Annotated in this window: 11 protein-coding genes and 1 pseudogene; 8 read left to right on the forward strand and 4 right to left on the reverse strand. The window is 71.1% G+C overall.

Translation table 11 applies throughout. The features are described 5' to 3' along the window. Positions 1–275 precede the first annotated feature (275 nt). Positions 276–1,796 carry a tRNA (N6-isopentenyl adenosine(37)-C2)-methylthiotransferase MiaB gene (miaB, locus tag ACGF2Y_RS23270; RefSeq protein ID WP_392950622.1) on the reverse strand — a complete coding sequence of 507 codons (1,521 nt, stop codon included), beginning with the start codon at positions 1,794–1,796 and terminating at the stop codon, positions 276–278. Positions 1,797–1,956: 160 nt separating this feature from the next. Here miaB and ACGF2Y_RS23275 point away from each other — a divergent pair, with 160 nt between their 5' ends. After that, positions 1,957–2,958 (forward strand): TAXI family TRAP transporter solute-binding subunit, encoded by a 1,002-nt coding sequence (locus ACGF2Y_RS23275; RefSeq protein WP_392950624.1) that lies wholly within the window; start codon positions 1,957–1,959, stop codon positions 2,956–2,958. Positions 2,959–3,068: 110 nt separating this feature from the next. On the opposite strand, the gene ACGF2Y_RS23280 is transcribed toward ACGF2Y_RS23275, so the two are convergent. Next, positions 3,069–4,463 (reverse strand): sensor histidine kinase, encoded by a 1,395-nt coding sequence (locus tag ACGF2Y_RS23280; RefSeq protein WP_392950626.1) that lies wholly within the window; start codon positions 4,461–4,463, stop codon positions 3,069–3,071. A 19-nt stretch (positions 4,464–4,482) separates the two neighbouring features. Further along, entirely contained in the window at positions 4,483–5,175 is a 693-nt protein-coding gene (locus ACGF2Y_RS23285; RefSeq protein WP_392950628.1) for a response regulator transcription factor, read from the reverse strand. Between the two features lie 388 nt (positions 5,176–5,563). On the opposite strand from ACGF2Y_RS23285, the gene ACGF2Y_RS23290 reads away from it, so the two are divergent. The 7 genes and pseudogenes from ACGF2Y_RS23290 to ACGF2Y_RS23320 all read left to right on the forward strand — a co-directional run bounded on the left by ACGF2Y_RS23290 (position 5,564) and on the right by ACGF2Y_RS23320 (position 12,299). Beyond that, complete coding sequence (locus ACGF2Y_RS23290; protein ID WP_392950630.1) at positions 5,564–6,349, forward strand: amino acid ABC transporter ATP-binding protein; 786 nt, start codon at positions 5,564–5,566, stop codon at positions 6,347–6,349. 39 nt (positions 6,350–6,388) lie between these two features. Further along, complete coding sequence (locus ACGF2Y_RS23295; protein ID WP_392950632.1) at positions 6,389–7,312, forward strand: glutamate ABC transporter substrate-binding protein; 924 nt, start codon at positions 6,389–6,391, stop codon at positions 7,310–7,312. Positions 7,313–7,511: 199 nt separating this feature from the next. Beyond that, the gene (locus tag ACGF2Y_RS23300; RefSeq protein ID WP_392950634.1) at positions 7,512–8,159 is read left to right on the forward strand and encodes an amino acid ABC transporter permease; all 648 of its coding nucleotides are present in this window, start codon (positions 7,512–7,514) and stop codon (positions 8,157–8,159) included. Then, positions 8,156–9,097 carry an amino acid ABC transporter permease gene (locus tag ACGF2Y_RS23305; protein WP_392950636.1) on the forward strand — a complete coding sequence of 314 codons (942 nt, stop codon included), beginning with the start codon at positions 8,156–8,158 and terminating at the stop codon, positions 9,095–9,097. The genes ACGF2Y_RS23300 and ACGF2Y_RS23305 overlap by 4 nt, the downstream gene beginning before the upstream one ends. A 176-nt stretch (positions 9,098–9,273) precedes the next feature. Then, the gene (locus tag ACGF2Y_RS23310) at positions 9,274–10,977 is read left to right on the forward strand and encodes an FAD-dependent monooxygenase (protein ID WP_392950639.1); all 1,704 of its coding nucleotides are present in this window, start codon (positions 9,274–9,276) and stop codon (positions 10,975–10,977) included. Positions 10,978–11,266: 289 nt separating this feature from the next. After that, positions 11,267–11,583: pseudogene (locus ACGF2Y_RS23315) on the forward strand (sulfurtransferase); the annotation flags it as partial. Positions 11,584–11,633: 50 nt separating this feature from the next. Further along, positions 11,634–12,299 carry a hypothetical protein gene (locus ACGF2Y_RS23320; protein ID WP_392950641.1) on the forward strand — a complete coding sequence of 222 codons (666 nt, stop codon included), beginning with the start codon at positions 11,634–11,636 and terminating at the stop codon, positions 12,297–12,299. 30 nt (positions 12,300–12,329) lie between these two features. Here ACGF2Y_RS23320 and recX read toward each other — a convergent pair whose 3' ends face one another. Continuing rightward, positions 12,330–13,085 carry a recombination regulator RecX gene (gene recX, locus ACGF2Y_RS23325; protein ID WP_392950644.1) on the reverse strand — a complete coding sequence of 252 codons (756 nt, stop codon included), beginning with the start codon at positions 13,083–13,085 and terminating at the stop codon, positions 12,330–12,332. Between the last annotated feature and the right edge of the window lies 1 nt (position 13,086).

Genomic DNA, 13,086 nt, shown 5'->3' on the forward strand with positions numbered 1-13,086 from the left:
CCGCGAGGCGGGAGCCGGGACCCACCGACCGTGGGCGGCGGCTGGGGCAAGGGCGGTGGGCCGGGGCCGGCCCCGGCCGCGCGTGAGCCGTAAGCCGGGAGCCGTGAGCCATGGGCTGTGGCCCGGGGCCGGTGGCTGACGCCCGAAGCCGTGAGCCGGGAACCATGGGCTGTGGCCCGGCGCCCACGGCCGACGACTCCCGACACCGACGACTGACGCCCGAAGCCGCAGGCCGGATGCCGTGGCCCGGCGCCGACGGCTGACGCCCGAAGCCGTCAGCCGATGCCGCAGGCCGGGGCCGCGGCGGCCGGGAGCGGGTCCGGGGCGCCGATGCCGGGGAGGCCGAGCATCACTCCGGCGGGCTTGGCGGCGGCCTCGGTGTCGCGCTTCTCCCAGGCGTCGCCCGCACGGGTGGGCCGTACGGCGAGCGGCGTGCCCTCGGCGAGCAGGTGGTGCGGGGCGGCGTAGGTGATCTCGACGGTCACCACGTCGCCGGGGCGCACGGCCCTCTCGGGCTGCGTGAAGTGGACCAGCCGGTTGTCGGGGGCGCGGCCGGAGAGGCGTCGGGTCGCACCGTCCTTGCGTCCCTCGCCCTCCGCGACCATGACGTCCAGAGTGCGTCCGACCTGCTTCTTGTTCTCGTCCCAGGAGATCTGCTCCTGGAGGGCGGACAGGCGCATGTACCGCTCCTGGACGACCGCCTTGGGGATCTGACCGTCCATGTCGGCGGCGGGGGTCCCGGGACGCTTGGAGTACTGGAAGGTGAACGCGTTGGCGAAACGCGCCTCGCGGACGGCGTGCATCGTCTGCTCGAAGTCCTCCTCGGTCTCGCCGGGGAAGCCCACGATGATGTCCGTGGAGATGGCGGCGTCCGGCATCGCGGCACGCACCTTCTCGATGATCCCCAGGAAGCGCTCCTGGCGGTAGGAGCGGCGCATCGCCTTCAGGATGCGGTCCGAGCCGGACTGCATCGGCATGTGCAGCTGCGGCATCACGTTCGGTGTCTCGGCCATGGCGGCGATGACGTCGTCGGTGAAGTCGCGGGGATGCGGCGAGGTGAAACGGACGCGCTCCAGGCCCTCGATGGAGCCGCAGGCGCGCAGCAGCTTGGAGAAGGCCTCGCGGTCGCCGATGTCGGAGCCGTACGCGTTCACGTTCTGGCCGAGCAGGGTGATCTCGGAGACGCCCTCGGAGACCAGGGCCTCGATCTCGGCCAGGATGTCGCCGGTGCGGCGGTCCTTCTCCTTGCCGCGCAGCGCCGGGACGATGCAGAAGGTGCAGGTGTTGTTGCAGCCGACCGAGATGGAGACCCACGCGGCGTAGGCGGACTCGCGGCGGGTGGGGAGCGTGGAGGGGAAGGCCTCCAGGGATTCCGCGATCTCGATCTGCGCCTCTTCCTGGATGCGGGCGCGCTCCAGGAGGACCGGCAGTTTGCCGATGTTGTGGGTGCCGAAGACGACATCGACCCAGGGGGCCCGCTTGACGATGGTGTCGCGGTCCTTCTGCGCGAGACAGCCGCCGACGGCGATCTGCATCCCGGGGCGCTTGGCCTTCATGGGCGCGAGGCGGCCGAGGTTTCCGTAAAGCTTGTTGTCGGCGTTCTCCCGCACCGCGCAGGTGTTGAAGACGACGACGTCGGCGTCGCCGTCGGAACCTTCGGGGGCCCGGACATAACCGGCGCCCTCCAGGAGACCCGACAGCCGTTCGGAGTCGTGGACGTTCATCTGGCACCCGTAGGTGCGCACCTCGTAGCTCTTCTGGACGTCCACTGCTTCGCTCCGGTTGCCGCTGCTCATGGGACAAGGGTAGGCGGTTGACGGACAGCCCCCTCCCGTCCCCTTCCCCTGCCCCTACCGGCGCTGTCCCTGCCGCTCCCCGCCCCCGCCCGTCCGCCGTGGGCCGGGCCTCACGGGGAAGCCTGGCCAGCGGGGCGGGTGAGCTGGCAGGATCGCGCGCATGTCCCACGCTCCGTCCCGATTCGGCCGCCGGCGCACCCTGCAGACGGGTGCCGTCCTCGCCGTCGTGCTCGGGCTGCTCGCGTGGTGGCTGCGGCCCGCGGGGGACGGGGGAGAGCCGAGCGGGCCGCTCACCTTCTCCACCGGGGTGCCCAGCGGCGTCTACCAGCGGTACGGGGAACGGTTGGAGGGTGCGCTCCGCAAGGACATGCCGGAGGTGTCCATACGGCTGCGGACCAGCGAGGGGTCGCAGCAGAATCTCGCCCGGGTGGCGACGGGCGAGGCGGACTTCACCATCGCGACCGCCGACGCCGTGGCCACCTATCTGCGCGACGGCAGGCCCGGGGCCCAGCGGCTGCGCGGCTGCGTCCGGCTGTACGACGACTACGTCCAGCTGGTCGTCCCCCGCGACTCCGACATCCGCAAGGCCTCCGACCTGCGGGGCAAGCGGGTGGGCGTCGGCCAGGAGGGCTCCGGGGTGCGGCTGGTCGCGGACCGGCTGCTGACGGCGGCGGGGCTCGATCCGGCCGACGACATCACCCCGGTGCCCGTGGGCATCGACACCATGCCCATACGGCTGATCCAGGGTCGGCTCGACGCCTTCTTCTGGTCGGGCGGGCTGCCGACCGCGGCCGTGCAGGAGCTGTCGCAGCGCTTCGCCATCCGGCTGGTGCCGCTGGAGGCGGACCTGGTCGCGAGGTTGCAGGCGGCGACCGGTCCCACCCGTTTCTACCGGTCGGCCATGATGCCCGCAGACGCCTATCCGCAGGCCCAGCAGGGTCAGTCGGTGCCCACGGTCGCCATCGCCAACCTGATCGTCACGACCGACCGTACGGACGCGGCCATGACCGAGGTCTTCACCCGGACGGTGATCAACAGTCGGGACCGGATCGGCCGCGAGGTTCACGCGGCGCAGTTGGTGGATCTGCGGACGGCGATCTACACGGATCCGCTGGACGTGCACGACGGGGCCAAGGACTACTACCGCTCGGTGAAGCCGTGAGGCCGGTCTTTAGCCGTAGCCAGCCCTGAGTCGTAGCCGGTCCCGAGCCGTCGCCAACCCTGAGCCGCCGTCGGCCCTGATCTCCCGGTGCCCCTCTGCGGCCCCTCGACTCAGCCGCCCGGCAGGTCGCGGGGGACCGAAACCGTCACCCGCAGACCGTGCGGTTCGTGGTGCTCGTACGCGATCGAGCCGCCGCCCGCCGCGAGCAGCACCCGGGAGATGGAGAGGCCCAGGCCCGATCCGCTGACGTTCTGGTGGCGGGCGCTGCGCCAGAAGCGGTCCCCGACCCGTTCCAGCTCCGCTTCGGTGAGGCCGGGGCCCCGGTCGGCGACGACAACGGTCGCCGCGAGGGCTCCTACGGCGACGGTGACCCGTACGTCCTCCCCGGCGGGGGTGAACTTCAGGGCGTTGTCGATAACCGCGTCCAGGGCGCTGGAGACCGCGATGGGGTCGGCCCAGGCGGTGGCCGCCGGGGCTCCTCCCAGAGTGAGAGCCACCCCCTCCCGCTCCGCCATCGGGCGCCAGGAGGCGACCCGCTCGGCAGTGAGCGGAACGATGTCGATCAGCTGGAGGTCCGCCTCCGCGTGCTCGGCCAGCGCGAGGTCCAGGAGGTCGTCCAGGACCCGGGCCAGCCGCTTGCCCTCGGTGCGCACGGCGGCGATCTCCTCGTTGTCCTCGGGCAGCTCCAGGGCAAGGAGCTCGATACGCAGCAGCAGGGCGGCGAGCGGGTTGCGCAGCTGGTGCGAGGCGTCGGCGACGAAGGCGCGCTGCTGCTCCAGCACGTCCTCGACGTTGTCCGCCATCTCGTTGAAGGAGCGGGCCAGGTGTCTGAGCTCCGGCGGCCCGGCGGAGGCGGCGACCCGGGAGCGCATGCGGCCGCCGGCGATGTCGCGGGTGGCCGCGTCCAGGGTCCGTACGGGCAGCAGGACCCAGCCGGTGAGCCGGACCGCCGCCCCGACCGCCACCAGCAGGGCCAGCGCCTCGCCGAGGCCGATGAACAGCCAGGTCCGCAGGATCCGGGACCGCATCTCGCCGGTGGGCGAGTCGATGACGACCACGGCGACCACGTCGCCGTCGCGCACGACGGGTGAGGCGACGACGACGCGGCCGTCGTGCCAGGGCCAGACCTGCGGGGGGTCGTGCGAGCGGCGGCCCAGCAGCGCCTCACTGAAGGCCGTGCGCCCCTCCCCCTCGACGGGCAGGGTCCAGAAGCCGGGGGCCTTGGCCAGGGCCCGGTCATCCCGGAAGAAGACGCCGGCGCGGATGTCGTACACCGAGGCGTAGAGCTCCAGGTCGGTCTGGAGGGTGCGGCGGCGCTCCTCGCTGTCCGGGGAGATGTCGGTGATGGACTGCGCCAGGGCGGCGAACCGTGCGGTGTCGTCGATCCGGTCGATCACCAGACGCTGCTGTTCGGCCGCCGCCACGCTCACCGCGAGCGGGAGGCCGAGGGTGAGCAGGACGGCGGCCATCAGGACGATGAGCAGCGGGAGCAGACGGGAGCGCACCGGGAGACGTACCCGCCCGTTACGCGGACGGTGCGACGAGCCGGTAGCCGACGCCCCGCACGGTCTCGATCAGGGCGGGCAGCCGCAGCTTGGAGCGCAGGGAGGCGACGTGGACCTCCAGGGTGCGTCCGGTGCCCTCCCAGCTGGTGCGCCAGACCTCGCTGATGATCTGCTCGCGGCGGAAGACGACGCCGGGGCGCTGGGCGAGGAGGGCCAGCAGGTCGAACTCCTTGCGGGTGAGCTGGACTTCCGAGCCGTCGACGCTGACCCGGCGCGTCGGCAGCTCGATGGCGACCGGCCCGAGGCGCAGGGCGGCGACGGGGGTCGGCGCGGCGTCCTCACCGCTGGTGGTGCGCCGGGCGACCGCGTGGATACGGGCGAGCAGCTCGCCGGTGTCGTACGGCTTGGTGACGTAGTCGTCGGCGCCGAGGTTGAGTCCGTGGATGCGTGACCGCACGTCGGCGCGGGCGGTGACCATGATCACGGGAGTCGCGGTGCGTTTGCGGATCTTCCCGCACACCTCGTAGCCGTCCTGGTCGGGCAGGCCGAGGTCGAGGAGGATCACCCCGAAGGGCTCCTTCTCGGCGGGCAGCAGCGCGCGCAGGGCCTCCTCGCCGTTGCGGGCGTGCACGACCTGGAATCCGTGCCGGGCGAGCACGGCGGACAGGGCCGCCGCGACATGGTCGTCGTCCTCGACGAGCAGCAGTCTCATGACCCTCCCCTCCGTGTCTCCGGGGGCCGTACGGCTCCTCGGGTTCGTTCGCACAACAGTTGCACGGTGTCACCGGGTGCAGTCCCGCGTTCCACCCTGCTTCACCGGGAAGACCCTTCGTGAGGACTCCCGTTCATCGACGCTTCGCGTCCACCTCTCTGAAGGCATCCATGCCGATGAGCGGCACGTCAGTCAAGAGCCTGCCGGTTACAGCAGGGTTTCCGTTATGCACCCGGTACGCCTCCGGGCGGCGCGGGGCGTCCTGTTCACGCGGAGTGTCCGGTTGCCGCCGGATCGTTATGCTCAATTTCCGCTCAGATGTAATGACGTTGGTAGCACTGCGTCATTAGTGTCCTTGTTCAACCGAGGAGGACGGAGCAAGAAGCCGATGAGCGGAGTTTCAGTGACCAAGGACGCCGAGGATGCCGCGCCCGCGGCGAACGACCTGGTCGTACTGAGCAACGTCAACAAGCACTTCGGCGCGCTGCATGTGCTCCAGGACATCGACCTGACCATCGCCCGTGGCGAGGTCGTGGTTGTCATCGGGCCTTCCGGGTCCGGCAAGTCCACGCTGTGCCGCACGATCAACCGCTTGGAGACGATCGATTCGGGAGCGATCTCGATCGACGGCAGGCCCCTGCCCCAGGAGGGCAAGGAGCTGGCCAGGCTGCGTGCCGACGTGGGCATGGTCTTCCAGTCGTTCAATCTCTTCGCACACAAGACGGTGCTGGAGAACGTCATGCTGGGCCAGATCAAGGTCCGCAAGGCCGACAGGAAAGCGGCGGAGGAGAAGGCCCGGACCCTGCTCGACCGGGTGGGCGTCGGCGTACAGGCCGACAAGTACCCGGCGCAGCTCTCCGGTGGCCAGCAGCAACGCGTCGCGATCGCACGGGCGTTGGCGATGGACCCGAAGGTCATGCTCTTCGACGAGCCCACGTCGGCTCTCGACCCGGAGATGATCAACGAGGTCCTCGAAGTCATGCAGCAGCTGGCCCGGGACGGGATGACGATGATCGTCGTCACCCACGAGATGGGCTTCGCCCGTTCCGCCGCCAACCGCGTCGTGTTCATGGCTGACGGGAAGATCGTCGAAGAGGCGACGCCCGACCAGTTCTTCAGCAACCCGCGCAGCGACCGGGCCAAGGACTTCCTGTCGAAGATCCTTCACCACTGACGACAACGACCTACGACCAACGACCTAAGGATTGTTCCCATGAAGCTCCGTAAGTCCGCCGCCGTAGCGGCCATCGCCGTCCTCGCCCTGACCGCGACCGCGTGTGGTGGCAAGGAGGGCTCCGCCGGTGACAAGCAGGGTGGCACGAAGCCGGGTTCCTCCGAGGCTCCCGCGCTCCCCGAGTACACCGCCGCCACCGGCGTCGACCTGGACTCGCCGGTCTTCAAGAAGGCCAAGGAGCGCGGCAAGCTGATCATCGGCGCCAAGGCCGACCAGCCGTACCTCGGCTTCGAGGACCAGTCGACCAAGGAGCGCTCGGGCTTCGACATCGAGATCGCCAGGATGGTCGCGGCCGACCTCGGCTTCTCCGAGAAGCAGATCGAGTGGAAGACCGTCGACTCCGGCGTCCGTGAGACGGCCATCTCCAAGGGGCAGGTCGACTACTACGTCGGCACGTACACGATCAACGACGAGCGCAAGAAGCAGGTCGGCTTCGCCGGGCCGTACTACAAGGCCGGCGCGGCTCTCCTGACACGCAAGGACGACACGTCGATCACCGGCAAGGAGTCGGTGAAGGACAAGAAGGTCTGCTCGATCGTCGGCTCCACCCCGCTCCAGGAGATCAAGAAGCCGGAGTACGGCGCGAAGGTCGTCGAGCTGGCCAAGTACTCCGACTGCGTGCAGCAGCTGCTGACCAAGCAGGTCGACGCCGTCACCACGGACGACTCGATCCTCAAGGGCTACGCCGCCGCCAACTCCGGCAAGCTCCACGTCGTCGGCGAGCCGTTCACCGACGAGCCCTACGGCGTCGGAATGGACAAGGACGACAAGGTGCTCCGCGAGGCCATCAGCAAGTCGCTGGAGGACCGCGTCAAGGACGGCACGTACAAGAAGATCTACGAGGCCACGCTGGGCCTTTCCGGCTCGGACTACGTCGACCCGCCGGCCATCGAGCGCTACTGACGCCGCCGGCCGTCGGACGGTGGGCTCCGGCCCGCCGTCCGACGGCCGCCTCCGTCACCCCGTCACCCCGTCACCGACGCCCCACGAGTGACCCAGGCGTCCCGTACTCCCCCGCCGGACCGGTTTCCCCGGGCACGGCGAGCGTACGGGGCGCCCCTTCCCCTGCCCTGATGCCGCTGACCGCCGACGCGGAGACCTCATGAACGTACTGCTCGACAATTTTCCAGAGTTCCGCGACGGCTTCATAGGAACCGTGTCGATCACCGCCGTCAGCTCGGTTATCGCCCTGGTCCTCGGTGTGCTCATCGCCGGATTCCGGGTCTCGCCGGTGCCGCCACTGCGGTACTTCGGCACCGCCTGGGTGACGCTGATGCGCAACACCCCGCTGACGCTGCTCTTCCTGATCTTCTTCTTCGTCGTGCCCGAGATCCTCTTCCCGGGGATGAGCCCGTTCGTGCTCGGCTCGCTGGCGCTCGGTTTCTACACCTCGTCGTTCGTGTGCGAGGCGGTCCGCTCCGGCATCAACACCGTGCCGCTGGGGCAGGCCGAGGCCGCGCGTTCGATCGGCATGACGTTCGCGCAGACGCTCCGGATCGTGGTGCTCCCCCAGGCGACCCGGACCGTGATCCCGCCGCTGAGCAGCATCTTCATCGCGCTCACGAAGAACTCCGCGATCGCCGGGGCCTTCAGCGTCGCCGAACTGTTCGGCTGGCAGAAGCTGATGAGCGACAAGGGCTACGACATCGTCCCCGTCTTCATCTGGGTGGCCCTCGGCTATCTGGTCGTCACGTTTACCATCAGCGGCCTCTTCCGGCTGCTGGAGCGTCGCATGGAGGTCGCCCGATGAGCGCCAGCGTTCTCTTCGACGCCCCGGGTCCCAAGGCCGTCGTCCGCAACCGGATCTACGCCGTCGTCGGCACCCTCGCCATCGCGGCGCTGATCGCCATCAGCATCGTGCGGCTCGCCGACAAGGGGCACCTCGCCCCGGAGATGTGGGACATCTTCAACTACACGGGCATCCGGCAGAACATCGCCGACGCCCTGATCGCCACGCTCAAGGCGTTCGGTCTCGCCGCGATCGGCTCGCTGGTCCTCGGTGTGCTCCTGGTGGTGGGCCGGCTCTCCGACCACAAGCCGGTCCGCTGGGCGGCGGCCACCTTCATCGAGCTGTTCCGTTCGCTCCCGCTGCTGATCACCATCTACGCCATCTGGGTCGGCTTCCTCACCGACTACTCGATGTGGGCGCTCGCGGCGGGCCTGTCCGTCTACAACGGCTGCGTGCAGGCCGAGGTGCTGCGGGCCGGCATCAACTCGGTGCCCAAGGGGCAGAGCGAGGCGGCGTACGCGCTCGGCATGAGCAAGACGCAGGTCATGGTCAGCGTCCTGATGCCGCAGGCCGTCCGGGCCATGCTGCCGACGATCATCGGTCAGCTCGTGGTGACCCTCAAGGACACCTCGCTCGGCTTCATCATCCTGTACCCGGAGCTGCTCCAGACCGCGCGTCTGATCGCCTCCAACACCCAGGTGAACGGCCAGTACCCGTACGTCTCGACGATCGTCGTCATCGGCACGATCTACATCGCGATGTGTCTGCTGCTCTCGGCGCTGGCGACGTGGATCGAGAAGCGCGGCCGCCGCGCCAGGACCGGCATCAAGGTGGCGCCCGGCGCCCCGGCCGACGGCATCCCCGCGGTGAAGGCCGTGCCCGGCCCGCCCGCAGGGGGCGCAGGGGGCGCAGGCCCGAAGGACGACGGTGCCGGTGGGACCGGTGTGACGAAGGACTGACCTTTCCCGGGCCCCACCGGCCCTTCCCGGCAGGAGCATTCGAGGCAGCGGCGCACGCGTCGCTGCCTCGGTCACTTGACGCAAGCACCACCAGTGGGTTGCATACGTTCTGTGATCACGCACCCGGCTTCCTCTGCCACGTTCCGCATGACCGTACGGGCCGGAGGGGACGCGCCGTGGACCCGGTGATCGTCGTCGGCGCCGGGCCCGTCGGCCTGGCGCTGTCACTGGCCCTCGCCGCCCAGGGCGTCCCCTCGGTCGTTCTCGACGAGGGCCCCGGCACGCAGGAGCCCCGTCCCGCCCGCACGGTCGTGCTGCGCGAGGACACCGCCGACCTGGTGGACCGCCTCGGCTGCCGGGAGCTGGACCGGGCCGGGCTGCGCTGGGCCGGGTGGCGTTCGATGCGCCGGAAGCAGCTGGTCCGCAACGTGCCGCTGGGCGGGGGCCGGAGGGACGAGGACGAGGCTCCGCTCCCTGGGCTCCTTCCGGCGCCGCTCCATGTTCCGCAGCATGCTCTGAGCGCCGCGCTGTGTGCGGCGGTGGACAAGGCACCGCTGATCCAGCGAGTGCCGATGAGCCGGATCGACACGCTGGAACAGGACCCCGACGGCATCACGGTGCACACCAGGGAGCCGGGCTCGACGTGGTGGCGCGGGAGCTATCTGGTCGGCTGCGACGGCGCCCGGTCGACCGTGCGCAAGCTGCTGGACATCCGGTTCCCCGGTCGTACGGCGGTGGAGCGGCATGCCGTCGCCGCGCTCCGGGCCGAACTCCCCTGGCCGGACGAGGCCGTCCTGCACCGGCAGCCCCCCTGGCCGACCGGGGGCGCCGAGGTCTCCGCCCGGCCGCTGCCGGACGGTGTCTGGCGGCTGGACTGGCTGCTGCCGCCGCGCGGCGAACTGGTCACCCCCGAAGCCCTGATCAGCCGGATCCGGGACACCTTGGCCGGCTGGTGCGGCGAGACCCCGGCGTACGAGCTGCTGGACACCGGCGTCCACACACTCCACCACCGGCTCGCCCGGCGCTGGCGCAAGCAGCGCGCCTTCCTCGCCGGGGACGCGGCACACCTGCTGGGCGCCCTGGGCACACAGGGACTGGACGAGGGCCTCAGGGACGCCGAGAACCTGGCCTGGAAGCTGGCCCACGCCTGGCACCACGGCCCCGCCGAGCAGCTGCTCGACAGCTACCAGGCGGAGCGCCGGGCCGCGGTGGCCGCCCGGCTGCGCGCCGCCGACCAGTCGCTGCCGATACTGCGCGGCGGAGGCGGCCTGCGGACCCTGGTCCCGGGCACGGCACGCGGTCACGGCACCCTGCTCGCCGACGGCCATCTGGGCCGCGGAGCACTGGGTGCGCCCCCCTCGTACTCGCACTCGCCCCTTGCGCCGCCACACGCCGAGGCGCACACCGTTGTCGGTACGCCCCCCGGTGCGCCGGTCGCCGATGTGACGGTGACAGCACCGGACGGAACGACGGCGCGGCTGCGGGAGCGGCTCGGGCAGGGCCATCCGCTGGTGATCCTGGTCGCACCGGGGACCGGGGTCTGGGACCGGCGGCACTGGCGGACCGCGGGCATCATGCCCCGCCTCACGGACGCCGTGGCGGCGCTCCCGCGGGCGACGGAGCTACTGGTCACCGAGAGCTATCCGGGAGCACCGGCCCATACCGTCCTGCTGGTCAGGCCGGACGGACATCTGGTGGCGGCCTTCGGCGGCGTACGGCCCGCGGAGCTGTTCAGCGCGGCACAGGCCGCTCTCGGCGGTGCGCCCCGCGGTGCGCAGGAGCCCGTGGAACCGGAGGACGGCGGGGACGAACGGATCGCGGGGCGCGAGCAGCGGCCCCGGGCACGGGTCCACGCCGACGGGACCGCCGGGCTCCATTGACCGATTGGCCGTCATGACCGATTGACCGGCACAGGCGCGCGGTGTACTCCAGATCACGACCGACACCGATGCGCGCCTGTGCCGGAGGGTCCACAGGGACCTTCTCCGTTACGCGGGCCGTGTGATGTCGGCCGTCCTGTACGCGGACCGCGAGTGCCGCCCACCCTGCTGAATCACCTTCCGTCTGCCGGTTTGTGCCGCTTTCCGCACGGCCGGACCCCGCGCGACTCTCAGGACGGTCGTCGCGTCTTCCCCTCGCTCCGCTCACTCCGCCGGGCGGCTGCACGGATACGCGGCGCTCCGTGACCGGACGGACTGATCCCGATCCCGGGCACGCTGGTCGTCGAACGCAATGAACCGGAACGGCGGCTCGATCCCCGGGGCAGCCACCGCGCCACCGAAGTGGTCGGCCACGGCCTCCGGGTCGTCGTCATCTGCAACACGGGTTACGCCTCCGGCCTCGCGATCGCCTCGCTGCGGCAGCTTGCACCGCACCGGGCCACCGACCTGACCGGCGACTTCCGGACGCGACGCACCGTGGGACTCCCGGTCGCCTCCGCCCGACACCCGATCGCCACGTTCCACTGGAGCAATCGCCGCGCGTGACCGACATTCGCCTCACACAGAGGACCGAAATGTACGGAGATGACGCAATCATGGCGACCGCTGTCCTCACTCCCGACCAGCTCGACGGCCAGGCCTCCCGGCTGTACGACACCCAGGCGTGGCAGCAGATCGTCACAGGGTGGAAGTACACCGCCCCCGAGCGCGTACTCACCCCGGCGGAGCCGACCTCCGCACGGCCCCTGCTGCCCGCAGAGCCTGGGGAAGCCTCGCCCGCAGGGCCCTCCGACTGGCGGAACCTGCTGTCCGTGCCCGTGGACCGGCTCGTCGACGAAACTCTGCGCACGCTGCCCGCGGCACCTCCGCACGAGCGCCCGCTGCCCGGACGGCTGGGTGCGATCCTGCCCGACCGCGTCCACCTCTGGCGGCGGGTCGGGCAGGGCGACCTGCGCCCTTCGACCCATCTCGGCTACGCACGGCGGATCCTGGCCGAGTGGGGCTGGCAGAACACCCCGTACCGGCTGCGGAACGCCCGTGGCGCACGCTGCGTCTGCGGCGCCCTGATCTCCGCGCACCGCCTCGGCTACGGCTCCCTCGACACCGTGGACCGGGCCGGCGCCTGGCTGATCACGGAACTGCGCGCGCAGGGGTGGTCCGGGCTGATCGGCCCCTGGAACCGTTACCCCGGCCGCACCGCCGCGGACGCGCTGGCCCTCGTCGACGGAGCCGCCCGCCGCGCTGCCTCGGCCGGACACTGACCGGCCGACGGATCCTGCCCCCGCTCCCCCTCAGAAAGGCTCATCCAGGCCTTCCGTGTCCTCGCCCTCCTCCTCCAGCGCCTGACGCACCACCCGCAGGGCCATGCCCTCCCCGTATCCCTTGCGTGCGAGCATCCCCGCCAGACGGCGCAGCCGCTTGTCCCGGTCCAGGCCGCGCGTGGAGCGGAGCTTGCGGGCCACGAGCTCGCGTGCCGTCTCCTCCTCCTGATCCGCGTCGAGCTGCCCGACCGCCTCGTCGATCACAGTGGAGTCCACGCCCTTCGTCCGCAGCTCACGGACAAGGGCACGGCGCGCGAGCCCCCGGCCGTGGTGCCGGGACTCCACCCATGCCCCGGCGAAGGCCGCATCGTCGATCAGCCCGACGTCCTCGAAGCGCGCGAGCACTTCCTCGGCCGCCTCGTCCGGGATCTCCCGCTTGCGCAGGGCGTCCGCGAGCTGCTTGCGCGTGCGCGGCGTCCCGGTGAGCAGCCGCAGGCAGATGTTGCGCGCCTGCTCCACCGGGTCACGCGGCTCCCCCTTCTCGGCCCTCGACGAGGAAGGGGAGCCGCTGCTTCTGGTGCCGGAGCGGGCACGGCGGCCCGCCCCTTCGCCGAATCCGCTCCCAGTGCCCGCTCCTCCGCGTGAGCGGCGCCCGGACCGCTCCCCGGCACCGGCCCCCGGCTCGGTGAAGGAAGCGTCGGCGGGCCCGTAGCCCGATTCAGGGCCGGATTCGGGGTCGCCGCCGGGCTCGGCGGGGCTGCCCGGCCACTCCGTACGACGTGTCACG

This window comes from Streptomyces sp. NPDC048142 (genome assembly GCF_043202835.1).
Lineage (GTDB): Bacteria > Actinomycetota > Actinomycetes > Streptomycetales > Streptomycetaceae > Streptomyces.